The sequence below is a fragment of the Frankia torreyi genome (genome assembly GCF_000948395.1).
Classification (GTDB): Bacteria; Actinomycetota; Actinomycetes; order Frankiales; family Frankiaceae; genus Frankia; species Frankia torreyi.
In genome coordinates this window covers 63173-84844 of record NZ_JYFN01000023.1, presented here as the reverse complement: position 1 = coordinate 84844, position 21672 = coordinate 63173, and the positions used below count along the sequence as shown (strand labels likewise).

General features: G+C 72.3%; 18 protein-coding genes and 2 pseudogenes. 12 read left to right on the top strand and 8 right to left on the bottom strand.

The window, feature by feature from the left end; translation table 11 throughout:
* The first annotated feature begins 20 nt into the window (after positions 1–20).
* From FF36_RS15655 to FF36_RS15635, 6 genes and pseudogenes are all read left to right on the top strand, one after another.
* On the top strand, positions 21–1661 hold the full coding sequence (locus FF36_RS15655; protein ID WP_052681149.1) for an AMP-binding protein: 1641 nt from the start codon (positions 21–23) through the stop codon (positions 1659–1661).
* A pseudogene (locus FF36_RS38110) lies at positions 1658–2140 on the top strand (enoyl-CoA hydratase-related protein); the annotation flags it as partial. The gene FF36_RS15655 and the pseudogene FF36_RS38110, both read left to right, overlap by 4 nt.
* A 1-nt stretch (position 2141) precedes the next feature.
* The coding region (locus tag FF36_RS38105; protein WP_242422534.1) for an enoyl-CoA hydratase-related protein at positions 2142–2554 on the top strand (413 nt) is incomplete at its 5' end.
* Between the two features lie 243 nt (positions 2555–2797).
* Entirely contained in the window at positions 2798–3673 is an 876-nt protein-coding gene (locus tag FF36_RS15645; RefSeq protein WP_044885799.1) for a pantoate--beta-alanine ligase, read from the top strand.
* Between the two features lie 54 nt (positions 3674–3727).
* Positions 3728–5014, top strand: a complete 1287-nt coding sequence (locus tag FF36_RS15640; protein ID WP_044885798.1) for an amidohydrolase family protein — start codon at positions 3728–3730, stop codon at positions 5012–5014.
* A gap of 55 nt (positions 5015–5069) precedes the next feature.
* Positions 5070–5888, top strand: a complete 819-nt coding sequence (locus tag FF36_RS15635; protein ID WP_044885797.1) for an SDR family NAD(P)-dependent oxidoreductase — start codon at positions 5070–5072, stop codon at positions 5886–5888.
* Positions 5889–6068: 180 nt separating this feature from the next.
* Here the strand turns inward: FF36_RS15635 and FF36_RS15630 are convergent, their stop codons facing one another.
* Positions 6069–7280: a CaiB/BaiF CoA transferase family protein gene (locus FF36_RS15630; protein WP_044885796.1), complete on the bottom strand. Its 1212-nt coding sequence runs from the start codon at positions 7278–7280 to the stop codon at positions 6069–6071.
* A 385-nt stretch (positions 7281–7665) separates the two neighbouring features.
* Here FF36_RS15630 and FF36_RS15625 point away from each other — a divergent pair, with 385 nt between their 5' ends.
* Together FF36_RS15625 and FF36_RS15620 are read left to right on the top strand one after the other, a co-directional pair.
* Complete coding sequence (locus tag FF36_RS15625) at positions 7666–8463, top strand: SDR family oxidoreductase (protein ID WP_044885795.1); 798 nt, start codon at positions 7666–7668, stop codon at positions 8461–8463.
* 239 nt (positions 8464–8702) lie between these two features.
* The gene (locus FF36_RS15620) at positions 8703–9992 is read left to right on the top strand and encodes an amidohydrolase family protein (protein ID WP_044885794.1); all 1290 of its coding nucleotides are present in this window, start codon (positions 8703–8705) and stop codon (positions 9990–9992) included.
* 317 nt (positions 9993–10309) lie between these two features.
* Here FF36_RS15620 and FF36_RS38100 read toward each other — a convergent pair.
* The 4 genes and pseudogenes from FF36_RS38100 to FF36_RS15605 all read right to left on the bottom strand — a co-directional run.
* Positions 10310–10507: pseudogene (locus tag FF36_RS38100) on the bottom strand (serine/threonine-protein kinase); the annotation flags it as partial.
* A gap of 280 nt (positions 10508–10787) precedes the next feature.
* Positions 10788–11678 (bottom strand): universal stress protein, encoded by an 891-nt coding sequence (locus FF36_RS15615; protein ID WP_095212215.1) that lies wholly within the window; start codon positions 11676–11678, stop codon positions 10788–10790.
* 221 nt (positions 11679–11899) lie between these two features.
* Positions 11900–12067, bottom strand: coding sequence for a hypothetical protein (locus FF36_RS35465; RefSeq protein WP_157866958.1), 168 nt, complete (start codon positions 12065–12067; stop codon positions 11900–11902).
* A 41-nt stretch (positions 12068–12108) separates the two neighbouring features.
* Positions 12109–12429, bottom strand: coding sequence for a hypothetical protein (locus tag FF36_RS15605; protein ID WP_236705795.1), 321 nt, complete (start codon positions 12427–12429; stop codon positions 12109–12111).
* Positions 12430–12648: 219 nt separating this feature from the next.
* Here FF36_RS15605 and FF36_RS15600 point away from each other — a divergent pair, with 219 nt between their 5' ends.
* The gene (locus tag FF36_RS15600; protein WP_044885791.1) at positions 12649–13290 is read left to right on the top strand and encodes a response regulator; all 642 of its coding nucleotides are present in this window, start codon (positions 12649–12651) and stop codon (positions 13288–13290) included.
* Between the two features lie 67 nt (positions 13291–13357).
* On the opposite strand, the gene FF36_RS15595 is transcribed toward FF36_RS15600, so the two are convergent.
* Together FF36_RS15595 and FF36_RS34940 are read right to left on the bottom strand one after the other, a co-directional pair.
* On the bottom strand, positions 13358–14620 hold the full coding sequence (locus FF36_RS15595; protein ID WP_044885790.1) for an acetyl-CoA hydrolase/transferase family protein: 1263 nt from the start codon (positions 14618–14620) through the stop codon (positions 13358–13360).
* A gap of 79 nt (positions 14621–14699) precedes the next feature.
* Positions 14700–15356 (bottom strand): 2-oxoacid:acceptor oxidoreductase family protein, encoded by a 657-nt coding sequence (locus tag FF36_RS34940; protein ID WP_063870428.1) that lies wholly within the window; start codon positions 15354–15356, stop codon positions 14700–14702.
* A gap of 219 nt (positions 15357–15575) precedes the next feature.
* On the opposite strand from FF36_RS34940, the gene FF36_RS34935 reads away from it, so the two are divergent.
* The 3 genes from FF36_RS34935 to FF36_RS15575 are packed head-to-tail and all read left to right on the top strand — an operon-like array spanning position 15576 to position 20713.
* On the top strand, positions 15576–16190 hold the full coding sequence (locus FF36_RS34935) for a CBS domain-containing protein (protein ID WP_044885789.1): 615 nt from the start codon (positions 15576–15578) through the stop codon (positions 16188–16190).
* A 38-nt stretch (positions 16191–16228) separates the two neighbouring features.
* Complete coding sequence (locus FF36_RS15580; RefSeq protein WP_199865406.1) at positions 16229–17893, top strand: SulP family inorganic anion transporter; 1665 nt, start codon at positions 16229–16231, stop codon at positions 17891–17893.
* A gap of 3 nt (positions 17894–17896) precedes the next feature.
* On the top strand, positions 17897–20713 hold the full coding sequence (locus tag FF36_RS15575) for a cation-translocating P-type ATPase (RefSeq protein WP_044885788.1): 2817 nt from the start codon (positions 17897–17899) through the stop codon (positions 20711–20713).
* On the opposite strand, the gene FF36_RS15570 is transcribed toward FF36_RS15575, so the two are convergent.
* Positions 20701–21405, bottom strand: a complete 705-nt coding sequence (locus FF36_RS15570) for a CBS domain-containing protein (RefSeq protein ID WP_044885787.1) — start codon at positions 21403–21405, stop codon at positions 20701–20703. The two genes, FF36_RS15575 and FF36_RS15570, sit on opposite strands and share 13 nt — an antisense overlap.
* Positions 21406–21672 lie beyond the last annotated feature (267 nt).

Here is a 21672-nt window from a genome sequence, read left to right as displayed (position 1 = left end):
GAGCTTCGACGGAGTAGCCCGTGCCGACGAAACACATCCCGGATCCCTGCCTCGCCGACATCCTGCACCGCAATGCGGAGCGGTTCGGCGACGTTCCCGCCTACCTGTACGAGGGGCGCAGCGTCACCCATCGTGAGCTGCTGCGTCGCGCGACGGCCATCGCGGCGGCCCTCGCCCGGGCCGGCCTGCGCCGCCAGGACCGGGTGGCCCTGCTCGGTCGCAACAGCATCGCCTTCGGCGAGGTGCTGGCCGCCGGGCAGCTCAGCGGCCTCGTCATCGCAACCGTCAACTTCCGCCTCGCGGCGCCCGAGATCGCCCGGATCCTCACCGACGCGAAGCCTCGGGCGATCTTCGTCGACGCCGAGTTCCTGCCGATCGTGGCGGCGCTGCGCGCGGAGCTCGGCCTCGAGCTGGTCGTCCGCCTCGACGACCCGGCCGCGGGCAGCGCGGGCGGCGAGGTCGTGGGGCTGGCGGAGTTCCGCGACGCCGCGCTCGACGACGCGCTGCCGTTCGCCGCCCGGCCCGACGACATCGCCTGCCTGATCTACACCAGCGGCACCACCGGCCGGCCGAAGGGCTGCATCATGGGCCAGCGGGAGATGTTCCGCGTCGGCCAGACGATGAACGTCGAGATGCGCACCGGCAGCGACGACCGGATCCTGCTGGTGATGCCGCTGTTCCACATCGGCGCGATGGCGATGGCCTTCGGCCTGCACGCTCGCGGCGGGACCGCGGTGCTGCACCGGCAGTTCGAGCCGGCGGCGCTGCTGGCCACGGTGCCGGCCGACGGCATCACCGTGCTGCACCTGGCGCCGAGCATGCTGCAGGCGGTGCTGACCGAGGCCGGGGCGGGGCCAGGGGTGGCCGACCCGGCGCCGGTGGGGGCGCTGCGCGGGGTGCGCTCCATCGTCTACTCGGCCGCGCCCATCACGGCGCCGACGCTGGCTGCGGCGCTCGCCGCCATGCCGGACACCGGCTTCCTCAACCTGTACGGCCAGACCGAGGTGATCACCTCCGGGCTGCCCCGCGAGCTGCACCGCGGCTCGGGGCCGGACCGGGACCGCCGGCTCACCTCCGTCGGCTTCCCCTACCCGGACACCGAGATCCGCATCCTCGACGACGACGGCGTCGAGTGCCCGCCCGGCGTGCCCGGCGAGATCGTCGTGGCCTCCCCGGCGATGTTCCGCGGCTACTGGAACGACTCGGCGACCACCGGCGTGACCCTGGCCGACGGCTGGTGCCACACCGGCGACGTCGGCGTCTTCGACGAAGAGGGCCTGCTGCACCTCGTCGACCGCAAGAAGGACGTCATCATCAGCGGCGGGGAGAACATCTACTCCCTGGAGGTCGAGGACGCCGTGCTCACCCATCCCGCCGTCGTGCAGTGCGCCGTGGTCGGCGTGCCCGACGAGCGGTGGGGCGAGGCCGTGTGCGCCGTCGTCGTCCTCGCGCCCGGTGCCGAGAGTGGCGCAGGCGCCGAGCTCATCTCGGGCGAACTGCGCGAGCACGTGGCCACCCGGATCGCCCGCTACAAGTCGCCGCGGTACGCGGTGATCGTCGACGAGCTGCCCGTCCTGCCGACCGGAAAGATCGACAAGAAGGCGCTGCGTGCCCGGCTGGCGGCCGCGCCGCGAGAGGCGCCGCGAGAGGTGCGTGCATGACCTACCGCTACATCGACTACGACACGCTCGCCGACGGCCGGATCGCCCGGATCACCCTCAACCGGCCGAAGGCGCGCAACGCCCAGAACCGGGGCCTGCTCGTCGAGCTCGGGGAGGCGTTCGCGCGGGCGGAGGCCGACGACGGCGTGCGCGTGGTGATCCTGCGCGGTGCCGGCGCGTCGTTCTCCGCGGGCCACGACCTCGGCACCCCGGAGAGCCTCGCCGAGCGCGACCCGGACGGCCCCGATCTGCACCCGACCTTCCTGTGCAACGGTGCCTCCTACGGCGGCGCGGAGAACCGCACCCGCCAGGAGTGGCACTACTACTACGAGAACACGAAGCGCTGGCGGAACCTGCGCAAGATCACCATCGCCCAGGTGCACGGCAACGTGCTGTCCGCCGGGCTGATGCTGGCCTGGTGCTGCGACCTCATCGTGGCCGCGGACAACACCGTGTTCGCCGACGTCGTCGGCACCCGCNTGGGCATGTGCGGGGTGGAGTACTTCGCCCATCCCTGGGAGTTCGGCCCGCGCAAGGCCAAGGAGCTGCTGCTCACCGGCGACTCCCTCGGCGCCGACGAGGCGCACGCGCTCGGCATGGTCAGCAAGGTCTTCCCGGTCGCGGAGATCTCCGAGCGGACGGTGGAGTTCGCCGCCCGGATCGCGAAGGTCCCGACGATGGCGGCGCTGCTGGTCAAGGAGTCGGTCAACCAGGCGCAGGACGCGATGGGCTTCAGCTCGGCGCTCGACTCCGCCTTCACCCTGCACCAGCTCAACCACGCGCACTGGAGCGAGGTCTCCGGCGGCAAGGTGTACGTCGGCACCGCCGAGTACGGCCTGGACGACTGGCGCAACGCCCCCGCGATCCTGCCAGCCGACAAGAACCGGCCTTAGCGCCCACCGCCCGGCACCGCCGTACAGCACCGCCGTACAGCACCGTCTGAGCCACCGCGTTCGCGAGCAGTCGCGACGCGGTGGCTCACGCATGTCCGCCGACTGAACGCTTGTTCAGCTTTCTGAACGGTACTTTGACACGGCGACAGCGATCCGTGAGTGTCATCACATCCCCTCACCATCTTTCCCCGCCCCCTTTTCCCCGGAAGAGAGCGGCGATGATCCTCGACCCTGGAGCGCGTCATGATCACCACTGAGAAGCATGCCGAGGTCCGCGAGCTGCTCGACGCCGAGCGGGCGGCCGGGCGACGGGTCGCCATGGTCGGCACCAGCGGCGGCACCCACTCCGGGCACATCTCCCTGGTCGAAGAGGCGAAGAAGGAGTGCGACGTCGTCGCGGTGTTCTGGAACGGCGCGCTGAAGCTGGAATGGGCCTCCGGCGGCGTGCAGGCCTACAACCGCGACCTCGCCCACGACCAGGCGCTGTTCGAGGCGGCCGGTGTAGACGTGTTCTACATCCCGCTGCGCCACGACCTCTACCAGCGGCCCTCGAACACCTTCATGGCCATGCCGGGGATGCTGCGGCACCTGACCGGCATGCCCGAGGGCGAGCACATGGAGCTGCTCGTCACGATGGTCGCCACCCTGCTCAACATCGCGGGGCCCTGCCTGACGTTCTTCGGCGAGAAGGACTGGCAGCAGCTGGTGATGTTCCAGCGGATGGCCGAGGACCTGCACCTGCCGTCGCGGGTCATCGGCTGCCCCACCCGCCGGGAGCCCGACGGGGTGGCGATCTCCAGCCGCAACACCAAGCTCTCCCCCGAGCAGCGCGCCGCCGCGCCGGCGCTGTACGCCGCGCTGACCGCCGCGGCCGACGCGATCGCCGCCGGGGAACGCGATGCCCGCGCCGCGGCCGAGGTCGCCCTGGCCCGGCTGCGCCCGGTCGCCGACCCGGACTACATCGTCGCCGTCGAGGCGGCGACGCTGCGCCCGCTGGACACCCTCGACCCGGCCGCGGACGGCGGCCCCAGCGACGGCGAGGTCCGCCTGCTCGCCTCGGTCCGCTTCGGCACCACGCCGCTGGTCGACAACATCGGCGTCACCGTCCCCACCGCCTGACCGCCGCTCACCCACTCGCCCACTCGCCTGCTCGCCCCCTGACAGGAGCGCCCCATGGATGTCGGTGACCTCATCCTCGTCAGCGTCGACGACCACGTCGTCGAGCCGCCCACCATGTTCGACGCGCACATCCCCGCCCGCTATCGCGACCGCGCGCCCCACGTCGTCGAGACCGCGGACGGCAACCAGATCTGGACCTACGAGGGGCAGATCACCCCCAACATCGGCCTCAACGCGGTCGCCGGCGTGCGCCCGGAGGACTACGGCTTGGACCCGACCCGGTTCGACCAGATGCGGCCGGGATGTCACGACATCGACGAGCGCATCCGGGACATGAACGTCAACGGAGTGCTGGCCAGCCTGAACTTCCCGACCTTCGCCCAGTTCTGCGGCCAGTTCCTGACCCGGGCCACCGCCGACCGCGAGCTCGGGCTCGCCGTCGTGCGCGCCTACAACGACTGGCACATCGACGAGTGGGCCGGCGCCCACCCCGGCCGGATCATCCCGCTGGCCGTCATGCCGCTGTGGGACGCCGAGCTCATGGCCGACGAGATCCGCCGGGTGGCCGCGAAGGGCTGCCGCGCGGTGACCTTCTCGGAGAACCCGGCGAAGCTCGGCCTGCCGAGCCTGCACAACCGCTCCTGGGACCCGTTCTGGGCGGCCTGCGCGGAGACGGGCGTCGTCGTCTGCCTGCACATCGGCTCGTCGTCGCAGGTGCCGGTGACCGCCGAGGACGCGCCGATGGAGGTCTCCATCGCGCTCAGCCCGATGAACACCCAGTCGACCCTGACCGACCTGCTGTTCTCCGGCGTGCTCCCCCGCTACCCGGACCTGCGGATCGCGCTGTCCGAGGGCGGCATCGGCTGGATCCCCTACACCCTCGAGCGCTGCGACTACGTCTACCGCCACCACCGCGCGTGGACGGGCACCGAGCTCGGCGACCGGCTGCCCAGCGAGCTGTTCCGCGACCAGATCTACAGCTGCTTCATCGACGACCCGGCCGGGCTCGTGCTGCGGGAGCGGGTCGGCCTGCACACGATCATGTGGGAGTGCGACTACCCGCACGGCGACTCGACCTGGCCGAACAGCCCCGAGGAGCTGGCCCGCTCGCTGGCCGGCATCCCCGACGACGAGGTCAACGCGATCACGCACCTCAACGCGCTGCGGGCGTTCGACTTCGACGCCTTCTCCCACCGCCCGCGCGAGCGTTCCACCGTCGCGGCGCTGCGGGCCGAGGGCGCCGACGTCGACCTGACGCTGCGGCACATCCTGCGCGAGCACCGCGGCAGCACCCCGGGAGAGCTCGCCGCGATCGCCGTGCAGGCCGCGGGCAAGGGATGAGCGGCCCGCACCAGCAGCAGACCCGGTCGTACCGGTCGCACCGAGAGGACGGCACATGAGGCTTCAGGGCAAGGTCGCGCTGGTCACCGGCGGTACCGCCGGCATCGGCGCCGGGATCGTGCGGATGTTCGTCGACGAGGGCGCATCGGTGGCGTTCACCGGCCGCAACGAGTCCACCGGCACCGCGCTGGAGAAGGAGTTACGCGACGCCGGCGGCACCGCGACGTTCGTGCGCGCCGACAACCAGATCGAGTCCGACGTCGCGGGCGCCATCGCCGCAACCGTCGACGCCTACGGCCCGGTCACCGTGCTGGTGAACAACGCGGCGGCGACGGACGTGACGATCAGCGGCGTCGACAACCACGTCGACGAGATCACCAACGAGGACTTCGACTACACCGTCCGCACCGCGCTGTACGGGACGCTGTGGGCCAGCAAGTACGCGATCCCGCACATGCGCGCGGCGGGCGGCGGCTCGATCATCAACATCTCGGCGTCGTCGAGCATCCTGTCCGTGCGCTCCCGACCCGCCTACCAGGCGTCCAAGGGCGCGATCAACTCGCTGACCCGGCAGATGTCGGTCGACTACGGCCCGGACTCCATCCGCGCCAACGCGATCATCGTCGGGTTCATCAACACCGACGGCGACACCATGCGCAAGCTGCTCGCCGACGAGGAGTACATGCACGTCATCCGCAGCATGCTGTCGCTGCCGCGGCTCGGCGAACCCGCCGACATCGCCGCGGCCGCGGTCTACCTGGCCGCCGACGAGTCGAAGTACGTCACCGGCACCCAGCTCACCGTCGACGGCGGCGCGACCAGCCACCAGCCGGTCGTCCCCCGCGTCGTCCCGAACGAGCCGGTCGCCGGCTAGTCCGCGCCCCCGCGCCCCGCGCCCCGCGGACGGTGCGCGTGGGAGCGGCGCCAGCTGTCTCCTCCACAGGGATATCTCGGACGTGCAACCCTGTGGACGAGACAGGAAGGCCCGCTCCCACGCATCCGCCGGGCGGCAGGCGGCGACTCAGCCGGGCGGCGACTCAGCCGGGCGGGACGCTCAGGCGGGCGGCGGGCTGCCGAGCACGCCGTCCTTGACCAGCCGGTCGATCTCCTCGGCGTCGTAGCCGAGCTCGCGCAGCACCTCGCGGGAGTGCTCGCCGAGCGCCGGCGCGGCCAGGCGCATCACCGGATGCGCGTCGTCGAACTGGGCCGGCGCGCCGGGCAGACGCAGCCCGGGGCGGGTCGGATGGGCCATGAGGTAGCCGTTGTCGACGACGGCCGGGTCGCCGACGACCTCCTCCGGCACCGCGTAGAACGAGAAGATGCAGTCCTGCTCCCGCAGCCGGGCGTCGAACTCGGCGCGGGTGAGCGCGCCGATCGCCGCCCGGAACCGGTCGCCCAGCTCGCCCCAGGCGGACCGGCGCGACGCGGCGTCCGGGTAGGCGTCGATCAGCTCGGGCAGGCCGACGGCGGTGCAGGCGGGCGCCCAGTAGCGGGCCTCGTCGAGCATCACGAGGTTGACGAAGCGGCCGTCGCCGGTGCGGTAGGTGTTGACCAGGGGGCTGCGCGGGCCGCCGCCGGTCATCTGCATCTGGCGGCCGGTCAGCGAGCTGTAGGCGAGGTCGGGGCCCATCGTCCAGGTCGCGCCGTTGAGCAGGGCGGTGTCGACGACGACGCCCTTGCCGGTGCGCAGGACGTGGACGAGGCCGGCGCAGACCGCGCCGGCGAGGTACATGCCCGTCGGCACGTCGCCGAGGGCTGGGCGCTGCATCGTCGGCTCCGGCGCGTCCGGCGCGGTGAGGACGTGGGCGACGCCGCCGCGGGCCCAGTAGGAGACCCCGTCGTAGCCGCCGGCCTCGGCGTCCGGGCCGGCCTGGCCCTGGCCGTGGCCCTTGGCCACGACGAGCTTCGGGTTGATCGCCAGCAGGTCCGCGGGCTCGGTGCGCAGCTTGCGCCGCACCCGGGGCAACTGGTTGGTGATGTAGACGTCCGCCCAGCGGACGAGCCGTTCGAACACGGCCCGGCCGGCCGCCGTCTCCACGTCGAGCGCGACGCCCCGCTTGTTGCGGTTGACCAGCTCGAACATGAACTCCTCGCCATCGGCCTCGGGAACGAGGCGGTTGGCGTGGATCTGGCGCATCGGATCGCCGGTGGGCCGTTCCAGCTTGACGACGTCCGCGCCGAAGTCGGCCAGCGCCGCCGCGGCGGACGGCACGAAACCGTGCTCGGAGAACTCCAGCACCTTGATACCCGTGAGCGGAAACGTCATAAGATCAACACCTGGTCTCCCTATGGTCGGCCTGCCGGCCGCACCCCACGATGATCACCAAGATCGGGATCACCTCGTCAGTCCGTCGGGGCGACCAGAACTTGACGGAATCATCAAGTTTCCCCCGCGCCAGCCCGGCACGGGGGCGGTTCGGCCGCCCACGCCCCGCGTGGCGGCGCCGCCGATGCGTTGACGCTCCCGCCAGGACGTTCCTAGAATTGTGTTCTACATCGCGGCTGCCGGCTTGACCACACCTCGTTCCCCGCCGCGATCCCCGCGGCGAGGCGCGGGCCCCGGAGCCGACCGACGTTCCCCGCTTGACCACCCGACGCCCCGGCCGCAGGCCGGCGAGCGAGCGGGCACTCACGCCCAGGAGGCACAACGCATGGATCTCGGCATCGCCGGCAAGGTCGTCTTCTTAACCGGCGGGAGCAAGGGGATGGGCCGCGAGGCCGCCCGCCTGCTCGCCGCCGAAGGCTGCAAGGTGGCGATCGTCGCCCGGACGAAGACCGCCATCGACGAGGCGGTCGAGCAGATCACGGCCGACGGCGGCACCGCGATCGGGGTCCCGGCCGACCTCACCGACCGCGCCGACGTCGACCGGGCGGTCGCCGAGGTCACCTCGACGTTCGGCCCGCCGCTGATCGTGATCGGCCAGACCGTCTTCAACATCCCGGGCGACTTCGAGGACATCACCGAGCCCGAGCACTACGTCGACTCGTTCCGCAGCTACACGATGAGCCAGGTCTACCTGCTGCACGCCGTGCTGCCCGGGATGCGCGAGGCCGGCTGGGGGCGCTTCGTCCACATCGGCTCGGCGACCGCCAAGGAGCCGGTGGGCGCGATCCACCACGCCATCGCCAACGCCACCCGCCCGTCGACGATCGGCCTGCTCAAGACCGTCTCCGACGAGTACGCCCGCTACGGCATCACCGTGAACACGGTCGCGCCGGGCTGGATCGAGACCGCCAACGCGATCGCCTACATGGACGCCAACGTCGGCGTGCACGACGAGCAGGCCCGCCGCGAATGGATGCGCACCAACGCGCGGGTGCCCGCCGCGCGCCTCGGCCGTCCGGACGAGATCGCCTCGATGATCGTCTACCTGTGCTCGGAGCAGGCCGGCTACGTCACCGGCAACTGGATCGAGGTCGACGGCGGCCATCACCGCTCGGCGTTCTGATCCGCGCCGGGATCGGATCGCCGCAGCCGGTCCGAGGCCGGCACCCCTCCCCTCGCCGACAGCGCTCCCATCGCCGGGAGCGCTCCCATCGCCGACAACGCTTCCATCGCCGACAACGCTTCCATCCTGACGGTAGTCTTAGTAGTGTTACAGCTCATAGAGCTGCGTCACGTTCACCGACGAGGAGCAGGGAGAAATCCGGTGCGTTCCTCCGTCCTCTGTAAGCGTCAAGGAGTGTCATGCAGGTCGAAGACCTTATCCTGATCAGCGTCGACGACCACGTCGTGGAGCCGCCCACGATGTTCGACGCGCACATCCCCGCGAAGTACAAGGACCGGGCTCCGCACATCGTCAAGGGCCCCAACGGCGGCGACCTGTGGGCGTTCGAGGACGGCTTCGCCCCGAACGTCGGCCTCAACGCCGTCGCCGGCTGTCCCCCGGAGGAGTACGGGCTCGACCCGACCGAGTACGCCCAGATGCGCCCCGGCTGCTATGACGCCGACGAGCGCGTGCGGGACATGAGCGCCGGCGGCGTGCTCGCGGGCATCAACTTCCCCACCTTCCCGCACTTCTGCGGCCAGCTCTTCCTGCGCGCGAAGGACAAGGACCTCGCGCTGGCCAGCGTGCGCGCCTACAACGACTGGCACATCGACGAGTGGGCCGGCTCCCACCCGGACCGGCTGATCCCGATCACCCTGCCCGTCCTGTGGGACCCCGAGCTCGCCGCCGAGGAGATCCGCCGGGTCGCGGCGAAGGGCGCCCACGCGGTGACCTTCTCGGAGAACCCGACCAAGCTGGGCCTGCCGAGCTACCACACCGAGTACTGGGACCCGTTCCTGCGCGCCTGCGCGGACAACAACGTGGTCGTCAACATCCACATCGGCTCGTCGTCGTCGATGAACATCACCGCCCCGGACGCCCCGCCGGAGGTCATGATCGCCCTGACCCCGGTGAACAGCCTGATGGCGGTCACCGACCTGGTCTTCTCCGGGATCTTCAAGCGGATCCCGAACCTGCAGATGGCCCTGTCCGAAGGCGGCATCGGCTGGCTGCCCTACGCCCTCGAGCGCGCCGACTACGTCTACCAGCACCACCACGCGTGGACGTTCACCGACCTCGGCGGCCGGCTGCCCAGCCAGGTCTTCTACGACCACATCTGGACCTGCTTCATCGACGACCCGGTGGGCGTGAAGCTGCGCGACCAGGTCGGCATCGACAAGATCATGTGGGAGCTGGACTACCCGCACTCGGACTCCACCTGGCCGCACGGTCCCGAGAAGCTGTTCAAGGACCTCGCCGGGGTCTCGGACGCCGACATCAACAAGATCACCCACGAGAACGCGATGCGGGCGTTCTCGTTCGACCCCTTCGCCATCCGGCCGAGGGAGAAGTCCACCGTCGCCGCGCTGCGCGCCGAGGCGGCCGACGTCGACATCGAGCCCAAGAGCATGGGCCGCCGCAAGGCGGAGGCCGACTCCGGCAACGCCTCGCTGCTGGGCTCGGTGGCCGCCACGGGCGCAGGCCAGTAGTCCCACCTGCAGGTGCCCCCACCATCCGCGCGGGTCGGCCCCGGCCGGCCCGCGCGTCCACCTGCAAGGCCTGCACGGTGGCGGGGGCGGAATCCGAACCGCTGACCTGACCGAGCGCCTCACGGGTGACCGCTGAAAGTGCTCTCCCCTTTCGATCCGGCCGTATGTTTCGGTGCCGGCAGGGGTGCTGCACCCGAAGGTTCGGCTTCGTCGGCCGCACCGGATCCGGCGTTCCGTGTGGCCGTCGGTCCCGCTGGACGGCAAGGGACGCACTCCGATCGGCTGAACACGGATAGCGGCCGGTTCCGGCGTAGATGAGGACCCCGCCCACCGACCGCCTCGGCCAGGGTCGGGCCGTCGACGTACTCGGTGACCAGATACGGCGGGTCGGCGGTGGTGTCGACGTCGAGGACCGCCGCCGTGCAGAATCGCGCGACGCGGCGGGCGCTGTCCGCCTCGTGCTTGAACCGGCGGCGAAACCCGGCCAGCTGGGCGAGATCCGGGCGGATCAGCTTGCTGCGAGGACGTGCTCGGAGAGGAGCATCCGCAAACGGTCGCCACGGCCGATGATCTCGCGCAGGATCTTACCGTCCTCGGTCCTCATGACGAGGCCCAGACACTCACCTCGCTGTTCGCCGAGACACGCGGGAAGACTCGGAGACGGCCGCAGCCCAGGCTGCGGTCACGGGATCCTGCGGTCACGGGATCACAGCTGCGAGACGTAGCCGCCCGAGACCGGCGTTGTTGGCCAGGATGTCGAGGCGGCCGAAGTCGGTCCTGGCCCGATCGACCGTGTTACCGCGGGCCGGTGCGCACGACCGCGACCGGGCAGGCGGCGTGCAGGACGCACTGGTGGCTCACCGAGCCGAGGACCAGCTCGGCGAAGCCGCCCCGACCCCGGCTGCCGACGACGAGGAGCTGGGCGTCGCCGGACTCCCGCAGCAGGGCCTGGGCCGGCAGGTCGCCCGTGACGACCGCGTCGACGTTCGCCCTCTCCCCCACGCCGTCGGCCACCGCCGCGTCGAGGGTGCGCTGCGCCTGTCCCACCAGCGACTGCTGCCAGGAGGCGATCAGGGCCGGGCCCACGACGTTGCCGCTGCCCCAGGCGTGCACCACCCGCAGCTGGACGCCGCGCGCCTCGGCCTCGACCGCGGCCCAGGTCAGGGCGGCGAGCGAGGACGGCGAGCCGTCGACCCCGACGACCACCGGCCGGCTGTCGCGCTCCTCGACCGCGGGGACGGATCCGCGTGTCACCACGACCGGCACCGGCGCGTGGTGCACGACGCCCTGACTGATCGAGCCGGCCAGCATCCGGTGCACCGGCCCGTGCCCCCGCGCCCCCACCACGATCATCTCGGCCGTGCCCGCGTTCTTGATCAGTGCTTCGACCGGGTCGGCCTCGACGACCAGCTGACCTACCGCGCCCCGCCCGTCCTGGCCGACCCGCCCGTCCTGGCCGACCACGTCCACGACGGCCCGGTCGAGGACCGCCGCCGCGGCCCGGGCCAGCGCGTCGTGGTCGGCGTGGGGGGCGGCGCGGTACACGCCGCGCGGACCCTCCGCCGTCCAGCCGAACACGGCCGTGACCGGTCCGGGCCGCAGCCGCGCCTCCCGCACGGCCCACCGCAATGCGCTCTCGGATCCCGCCGAACCGTCGACTCCGACAAGAATGGTTCCGGTCCTCATCTGCGCCTCCCGCATCCTCGCCCCACCGGGCAGCCGGTTGCTTCCTGCACTGACTGTCGCGATTGGCGGCCGTGCGGACGACCGACTTTCGAACAGAGATCGCGCGGCGTTGGTAGGGGATTTTCGGGACGTTCGTCACAGGCCCGCGGCGCCGACGGCGGCGAGCTCGTCGATCGCCCTCGTCCGTCGCCCTCGTCCGCCGACCTCGTCAGTCGACCTCGTCAGTCGAGCTCGACCATCCGGTGGACGTCCAGGGCGACCATCAGGTCGATCCAGGAGGCATAACGCTCGACCTCATGCCCGTCACGGGTCACCCGAAGGACCCGGGACGGGCGGTCGGGAACGGTCCGGACGACCGCTTCCTCGATCAGATACCTCTGTGGGGTCATCCACTTCACGGGCACAGCCCCTCGTCCGCCCGTGTTCGGGATCAGCGATCCCGGCCGAACACCCTGGCCGGGTCCTCGATGAGGTTGCCCTTCCGGTCGTAGACGGCGACCCCCAACGATCTCAGTACCAGGGCGCTGCGGCGCAGATGGTGGGCGCACAGCAGGATGTCGACCTCATGGGCATGCGTCTCGCCCGGGGCGAGCACGATCTGCGCGACCGGCTCGGAGGGGCAGCAGCAGGACCGGCTGCCGGGCTCGATCGCCCGGTGCGGCGGGCGCGGGTCCACGACGGCCGTACCGTTCTGCGCGTCCGGGCTGGACGCCACGGCCGACCGGGACAGGTGAATGCCGGGGAGATTCATGAGATGACCATCCCGCGGCGGCCACCCGGCCACACGGGCCGATCGTCCTGCCCGGGCGGACCAACGGTCTCCCCGCCCGGAGTCGGGCATGCCACACCGGGGTGGCGGCGCGGACGGTGCCCCATCCCCCGGGCCGCACCGGGGCCAGGCCAGAAGTCCAGAGTGGGACGTTGGCGGCTCCGCCTGACCGAGCGGGAAGAGCGCCGTATCGTCCTGCGCATGGAGACGATCCGGGTGTTCATCCTCGACGATCACGAGATCGTGCGCAACGGTCTACGACAGACCCTCGAACGCCACGACGACATCGAGGTCGTCGGCGAGGCCGGTCTCGCCGCCGAGGCGCTGCGCCGGATCCCGGCTCTCCTGCCGAACGTCGCCGTCCTCGACGGGCGGCTCCCCGACGGAAGCGGCATCGACGTGTGCCGGGACATCCGCTCCGCCCACCCCGACATCGCCTGTCTGATCCTGACGTCCTACGACGACGACGAGGCGCTGTTCTCCGCCATCATGGCGGGCGCGGCCGGTTACGTGCTCAAGGAGATCCGTGGCAACGACCTCGTGAGCGCCATCCGTTCGGTCGCAGCCGGGCAGTCGCTGCTCTCCCCGTCGGTCACCCGCCGGGTGCTCGAACGCATGCGCGAGGGGCCGAAGAAGGATCCGGCGCTGGCGTCCCTCAGCGCCCGGGAACGCGAGATCCTTCAGTACATCGCCGAAGGTCTCACCAACCGGCAGATCGGTACCCGGGTGCACCTGTCCGAGAAGACGGTCAAGAACTACGTCTCCAGCATCCTGGAGAAGCTCGACATGACCAGCCGGACACAGGCCGCGGTCTACGCGCTGAAGCTGACCGGCGAGGACTGACCGACCTGCCGGGAACCGGCCACCCTGCCGCAACCCCGCCCCGGGCCACGGCAGGAAGATCGCGCGCTCAGCCCGAGGGCGCCACGGCCAGGGCCTCGACGTGCTGGGTGAGCCCGTCGCGGGCGCGGGGGTCGGCGACGTGGGCGATGATGTCGCGGGCCTGCCCCTGCACGCTGCGCCCCCACAGCGAGGCGGTGCCGTGCTCGCTGACGAGGTAGCTGTGCTGGAAGCTGGTCGTCGGTTCACCGAGGGACGCCACGACCGTCGAGGTGTCCGACTTGGCATGCCAGCTCGGCAGCGCGATCACCGCATGGCCACCCGCCGCGTGCAGGGCACCGGCGACGAAGTCGGGCTGTCCACCGAAGCCGGACCAGACCCGCCCCCGCACGTGGGAGGCGTTCACCTGCGCGTGCAGGTCCACCTGCAACGCGGTGTTGATCGACATCATCGCCGGCCGGCGGGCGATCGTGCCGGGATCGTTCACGGTCTCGGTACGCAGCAGCCGCACCCGCGGGTTGCGATCCACCCAGCCGTACAGCTCCGCCGAACCGAACAGGAAGCTGGTGACCAGATCGGCACCGGTATCGAGCGCACCGGCCCGATCGAGGGCCAGCACACCGTCGGAGAACGTCTCGGTCCACACGCGCAACCCACGGCGGCCGGTCAGCGCGGCGAGCGTGGCGTTCGGCACCCCACCGATCCCGAGCTGCAGGGTCGCACCATCGACGACCAGGGCAGCGACCCGCTCCCCGATCGCCCGCCCCACCTCGTCACCCGCTCTCACCGCCGGCTGTGACAGCGGCTGCTCCGCCTCGACGGCCAGATCGATCATCTCCAAGGACAGCTCCCCGTCCCCGAACGTGTACGGCATCGCCGGATTGAGCTGGGCGACGACCAGCCCCCCGCCGGCCCGCGCCGCCTCCACCGCCGCCGGCAGGATGTTGACCTCGGTGCCGAGCGACACCCGCCCGTTCACCGGCGGGCTGGTGTGCACCACGACGACATCCGGACGGTAGGGCCCGGCGAGCAGCCGGGGAACCAGGCTCAACCGGCACGGCACGTACTCCAACGTCGCCAGCCCCCGCATGCCGGGACCGACGAACGGCGTCACATGCGACACCCCCGCCCGCACCGGCAGGCCCGCCTGCGGATTGAGCACGAACAACCGGTAGGACTCGACGACCTCGTCCACCACCCGCAGGGCCACCCCCGGACTGGCGAAGTTCCCCGACGCCACCACCACCGGCCGCCGCCCGGCGGCCCCGTCACCGCGGCCGGCAAGATGCCCCGCGACCAGCTGGCCAAGCAGGGACGTGCTGACGATTCGCATACCCCCATCGTCCCAATCCACGGCCGCGGCGCATCAGGTACCCGGCCTTCACCGCTCGCGGCCGGCCCGAGGGCAGCCCCTACGGCGCCGGCACCTCCGCCGGCGCCGGTACCTCCGCCGGCGCCGGTACCTCCGCCGGTGCCGGTGCCTCCGCCGCGGCGGCGCCGAGGCGCTCCCGCTGCTGGTACCGGACGAACGCGAAGGCATCCCGCGCCGCCTCGACGTTGTCGTGCGCCAACCGGCCGCCGAACGACTCCCGGATCGCCGTCTCGACCGAAGCGAGCGACACGACGCCGGTCAGCGCGGCAAGACCGCCCAGCAGGGCAGCGTTGGGCAGCGCGAGCCCGAGCTCACGCCGCGCGATCTCGCTCGCGGGCACCGCCACCGTTCGCTCCGGCCGGCGGCCGGCGGCCGCCGCCAGCCCGAACCGGCCGGCGGCACCGGTGGCGTCGATCAGGACGTAGCCGTCCGGGCCGAGGCCGTCGAACACCTCGTGAACGCCCAGCAACGCCGGGTCGCGAACCACGACGGCGTCCGGCGTGAGCACCGGCTCCCGGGCGGGCAGCGGCCGGTCGTCGATCCGGCAGCAGGCGACCGTCGGGGAGCCGGTCCGTTCCTGGCCGCCGACGCGGAAGGCCTGCCCGTGCCGACCGTCGGTGTACGCCGCGACGGACAGCAGCTCGGCGGCGGCCAGCACGTCCTGACCGCCGAACCCATGGATACGAACCGTGAACATGAAGGATCATCCCCTTGCCGGCGAGACGCCTCCCTGCGGCGACCCTCGTTCGGGACGATCCTCCGCAGACGGCTCCCGATCGAGGGCCGAAGGTCCGGGCCGGTGTGTCGTTCGTCCCTGTCCACCGCAGGCCGGCGGGGAGATCCTCGACACAGGGCCGCCGCGTGGCACCGCGCGGCCCCCACGGGCCCCGTGCCGCCGACGTCCAGGAGGCAGGTCGTGCGCGCCGACGAGATCATGACACCCAAGGTCTGCGTGGTGACCCCCGACACCCCACTCAAGGAGGTGGCCGTCTTCCTCGTCCACCGCGGGGTGGGCGCCGTCCCCGTCGTCGACGAGGACGGCAGGCTGCTCGGCATGATCACGGAGGCCGACCTCATCGCGGTCGAGTCCACCCCCGACCCTCGCCGCCACCTCCGCCGCGACCTGCCGATCGACGACCGGGTGCCGCTCACCGCCGGCGAGGCGATGACCAGCCCCGTCGTGGCCGCCCGCACCGACACCGATGTCGCGGACATCATCCAGACGATGCTGTCCGAGCACATCACCCGGATGCCCATCCTTGATCAGGATCAGCGCCTGGTCGGCCTGGTGAGCCGCAGCGACCTGCTCCGTCCGCTGGCCCGCCCCGACGCCGAGATCGCCGCGGACGTGCGGGACGTGCTCGCCCGGTGGGACGGCGGCCTGCGCCCGACCGTCGAGGTCACCGAGGGCGAGGTGACCCTCGTCGTCGCGGGCCTGCCCGAGCCGGAGACGGCGTTGCGGCTGGTGCGGGCGGTGCCGGGCGTGCTCGCGGCCCGGTTGAACCCCGGCGAGGACGAGCAGCCCGGGTAGGCGCCGGCCGGCGGCATCCCTGTATACAGGGATGCACTGTGACCTCCTGGCCGATCATCCCGACCCTGCGCGGCTACCGGGCCGCCTGGCTGGGTCGGGATCTCGCCGCCGGGCTGACCCTCGCCGGCGTCGCCGTACCGGAGCAGGTCGCCACCGCGGGCCTGGCGGGCGCACCGGCCTGGGCCGGCCTGTACGCCTTCGTCGCCGGATCGCTGATGTTCGCCGTGCTCGGCCGCCATCCCCAGCTCTCGGTGGGGGCCGATTCGACGATCGCGCCGCTGCTGGCCGCGGCGGCGGCGACCGTCGGCTCCCCGGGCAGTCCGCCCTACGTCCAGTCCCTCGCGATCCTCGCGGTGATGGTCGGACTGCTGGTCACCGCGGTCGGTCTGCTCCGGCTCGGCTGGGTCTCCCAGTTCCTGTCCACGCCGGTGGTCACGGGGGTGCTGGCGGGCATCGCCGTGCAGATCCTCGTCCGCCAGCTCCCCGCCGTCCTGGGCGTCCCCGGGGAGGGGACGAACACCATCGGCCGGTTACGTGCCGTCGCCGGCCGGCTCGGCCACACCAACGGCTGGGCGGTGGCCATCGCGGCGTTCGTCCTCGCTGTGATCGTCGCGGGCGAACGCCTCGACCGCCGCATACCGGGTGCGCTGCTCGGCGTGATCGGATCGACCGTGGCGGTCGCCTGGCTCGGGCTGGGCTCCCGGGGCGTCGAGACGGTCGGCCCGGTCCAGGCCGGCCTGCCGACCGTCGGCCTGCCGTCGGCGCCGTGGAGCGAGGTGCGCCACCTCCTGCCGGCGGCGCTGGTCGTCACCTTCCTGTGCGTGATCCAGACGGCGGCGACCGAGCGCGGGGCCGCCCCGGCCCCCGGGACCGCGGGCGACTTCGACCGCGACCTGGTGGCCGTGGGTGCCGGCAGCCTGCTGGCGGGTCTCGGGGGATCGTTCGCGGTGAACGCGAGCCCGCCGCGGACCGCGATCGTGGTCGCGACGGGCGGCCGCACGCAGGTCTGCGCCGTGGTCGCGGCCGGCCTCACGCTCGGCTTCGTCACCGGGGCCGCCGGCGTGCTGCGGAATCTGCCGCAGGCCGCCCTCGGCGCCATCCTCGTCTTCGTCGCGTCCCGGCTGCTGCGGATCACCGAGCTGCGCACGATCCGGCGGTTCGACCGGCTCGAGTACGCGCTGGCCGTCGTCACGACCGCGGCGGTGGCGCTGGTCGGGGTCGAACAGGGCGTCATCGTGGCGATGGTGCTGGCGCTCGCGGACCGCACCTGGCGGGCCGCCCGTCCCGCCGATGTGGTGCTGGGCCGCGAACCCGGTACCGATCACTGGATTCCGGTCGACGTCGGGCAGCCCACCGAACAGGTGCCCGGCGTGGTCGTCTACCTGCTCTACGGCCCGCTCTGGTACGGCAACGCCGACCACACGGCCGCCCGCATCCGCGACCTCGTCGACGCGGCGCGCTCACCGGTGCACGCCTTCGTGCTCGACGCCGGCGGCATCTCCGACATCGACTACACGGCCGCACAGACCCTGCGGGACCTGCTGCACAGGCTGCGCCGACGGGGCGTCACCGTCGGGATCGCCCGGTCGTCCCACCTCGTCCACCACGACCTGGTGCACGCCGGCCTGCTCGCCGCGCTCGGCCCGGACCGCCTGTTCATGACGGTCGAGGACGCGGTGGTGGCCCTGGCCGTGATGGGATGAGACATGCTCTCCGGTGACGGCGGCCAGGCCGCCCGGGTCTGGCATGCGCTCAACCCCGACGAGGCCGCCGCCGCCCTCGACGTCGATCCGGCCGAGGGGCTGGCGAGCGTGGAGGCCGCCCGCCGGCTGGCGCGGTACGGCCCGAACACGCTCGCCGAGCCCGCCGTCGAGCCGGTCTGGAGGCTGTTCCTCCGGCAGTTCGCGGACCTGCTGATCGCCATCCTGGCGGTGGCGGCGATCGTCAGCGCGGTCGTGTCGAAGTCGCTCGAGACGCCGATCGTCATCGGCGTCGTCGTGCTGGTGAACGCCACGCTGGGTTTCATCCAGGAGACCAGGGCCCGGGCCAGCCTCGCCGCGCTGCGCGGCATGCTGACCGCGACCGTGTCGGTGCGCCGCGACGGCACCGAGAAACAGATCGACCCGGCGGACCTGGTGCCCGGCGACATCGTGCTGCTGGCCGCCGGTGACCGGATCCCCGCCGACGGGCGGCTGGTGGAGGCGGCCACGCTGGCGGTCGGCGAGTCGACCCTGACCGGGGAGGCCGCACCGGTCGGCAAGGGCACCGGCGCGGCACCGCCCGACGCGGCGCTGGCCGACCGGTCCGACATGGTCTACATGAACACGGTCGTCACCCGCGGCCGCGGGCTCGCGGTCGTGACCGCGACCGGCCGGGGCACCGAGATCGGCCAGATCGCCGAGCTGCTCGAACAGACGCCGGTCCGACGCACGCCGCTGCAGCGTCAGGTCGACCAGCTCGGCCGGACCATCGCGGCGATCGCCGCCGCCGTGGTCGTCGTCGTGGTCGTGCTCGGGGTCGTCCAGGGACGCGACCTCGCGGACCTGTTCCTCACGGGGGTGTCGCTGGCGGTCGCCGCCATCCCCGAAGGGCTGCCCGCGGTCGTCGCGTTCACCCTCGCGATGGGCACGTCCCGGATGGCGAAACGCAACGCGATCGTCAAACGGCTCGCCGCGGTGGAGACGCTCGGGTCGACCTCGCAGATCTGCACGGACAAAACCGGCACCCTGACGCGCAACGAGATGACCGCCACCGCGATCTGGTCCGGTGGCCGGGAGCTGAGCGTCACCGGGCTCGGCTACGGCCCGGACGGCCGCCTCCACGACGGGGACGGTGCCCCGGCCAGCCTGCCACCCGTGGCCGTCGAGGTGCTCGCGCTGTGCTCGGACGCGACCGTCGGCGACGGGCAGCTCGTCGGCGACCCGACCGAGGGCGCGCTGGTGGCCCTCGCCGCCAAGAGCGGAGTGGACGTGGGCGCCCGGCGCCGGCGCCGACCCCGCCTCGCCGAGGTCCCGTTCGACGCGGACTACCGGCTGATGGCGACCGTGCATCCCGTCGAGGATGTCGCCGATGGAGCCGATGGAGCCGACGGAGCCGATGGAACCCAGGCGGCCGGCGGCGGGCGGCGGGCTCCCGCGGCCGACGGCGGCGCCGGCCGGTCGACCCGCCTGCTCGTCAAGGGCGCTCCGGACGCGCTGCTGGAACGGTCGACCGCCCAGCTCGACCGCACCGGCGACGTGGTCGAGCTCGACGACGCCCGCCGGAAGAGCTGGCGCGAGGCCAACGCCGTCCTGTCCGACCGGGGACTGCGGGTGATGGCGCTGGCCTACCGCGATGATCCTCCCGGCGCGGTTGCGCTGCCGCCGGGCGATCCGCTGTCCGGGGTGGCGCGGTTGGCGATGATCGGGCTCGTCGCGATCGTCGACCCGCCGCGGGAGTCGGCCGGACCGGCGCTCGCCGCCTGCCGCGAGGCCGGCATCCGGGTCCGGATGGTGACCGGCGACCATGCCGGAACCGCCGCGGCCATCGCCGGCCAGCTCGGTCTCGACGGCGACGTCGTGCTCGGCCGAGACCTGGACGGCTGGGACGACGAGGAGCTGCGCCGCCGCCTCGACGGCATCGCCGTGATCGCCCGGGTCGCGCCGCAGCACAAGATCCGCATCGTGCAGGCGTTGCAGGAACGCGGCGACATCGTCGCGATGACGGGCGACGGCGTGAACGACGCCCCGGCGCTGAGCATGGCGGACATCGGCGTCGCGATGGGCCGTTCCGGCACCGACGTCGCCAAGGACGCCGCGGCGATGGTGCTCACCGACGACGACTTCGCCACCGTCGTCGAGGCGGTGCGCTCCGGTCGCGGAATCTACGACAACATCGTGAACTTCGTGAAGTTCCAGCTCACCACGGCGATCGCCTTCGTGGTGATCTTTCTCGTCGCGGGATCCGCGGACATCATGGCCGGCGCGCCGTTCACCCCGGTGCAGATCCTCTGGGTCAACCTGATCATGGACGGCCCGCCGGCGATGTCACTCGGGGTGGACCCGCCCGCCCCCGACACGATGCGCCGCCCGCCCCGACCGGCCGGGGAACGCCTGCTGACGGGCCGCCGGCTGGCCCGCATCATCGGCCTTGCCGCCGTGATGGCGGCCGGCACCCTCATCGCGATCAGCGTGCTGCCCGGCCCGCTGCCCGCGCAGGGCGCCGAGACGACCGCGGGCACGGTTGCCTTCACCACCTTCGCCCTGTTCCAGATGTTCAACCTGCTGAACCTGCGCAGCGAAACCGCGTCGGTGTTCAACGCCCGGACCCTGGAGAACAGGGCGGTGCTGGCGGCGATCGGCGGCGTCGTCCTGCTCCAGGTCCTGGTGGTCAGCGTCCCCGCCCTGCGCGGATTCTTCGACACCGCGCCGCTGGGCTGGCGGGAATGGCTGCTGGCGGCGGGCATCGCCTCCTCGGCGCTGTGGCTGGAGGAGATCCGCAAGTTCCGCCACCGCATCGGCACTCGGGCCCGCTACGCGTCCTGAGCGGCCGGCACGGACCCCTGTTGCGCCGATTCGGCGTAGTGGTGGATCTGGGCGTCCGGGCCGGGGTAGACGTAGCTGCGCCGGCCGTCGGACCAGCGGACCAGGAACGGCGGGTCGCCGGCAGGCGTCGCGACCTCGAGGATCTCCCCGTCCCGCGGCGCGCCGCCCCTGGCGGGGTGGACCAGGATCGCGTCCCCGATCCGGGCCTGCCACCGGGTGAGCGCCCGCGTCTGCGGGAGCAGCGCGCTCAACGGCAGCGGCAGGCCGCCCTCGTGTCGCGGATGCCCGATCTCCTCGGCGGCCACGGCGGCCAGGGCCGCGGCCGGCGCGTCCGTCCCGGCGGCCAGCAGGTCGTCGAGCGTGATCACGCCGACGAGGGCATCGCCGTCGGTCACGGCCACGCGGCGGATCGCGTGCCCGACGAAGACCTGCGCGACCTCCTCCCAGGTGGCCGTGTGCGCAACGCTCACCACCCCGCAGGTCATGACGGCGTCGATCCGGCCGTCGAGCGGCACGGCACCGGCGACGACCCGCAGGGACATGTCACGATCTGTCACAATTCCCACCGGACGCTGGCCCTCGGTCACGATCAGCGATCCGACTCCGGCCCGGTCCATGAGCTGCGCGGCCTGCTGGATCCGGCTGTCCGCGGGCACCGTCACCGGCGCCCTGTACGTGATCTCACGCCTCATGAGGTACTCCTCCTGTCACCGCGCGGCGACCTCACGGTGCAATGTCCCCCCTCGCGGATCCGGGCAACACAGACGTCGCTCCCGGCCGGCCCGGGACCTGTGACCCACCGGCGCCGGCCGAAGGTCGCGGCACCCCTGCCCTCCCGGGGGGCCGATCGGATGGTGTGCACCCCCCGACAGGACCAGCGGCGGCGGGTACAACGGCCCCTGAAACCGTCCGGCCTGCCAGGAAACATCCGTCCCGACAGGAAATGACCGACGAGTACC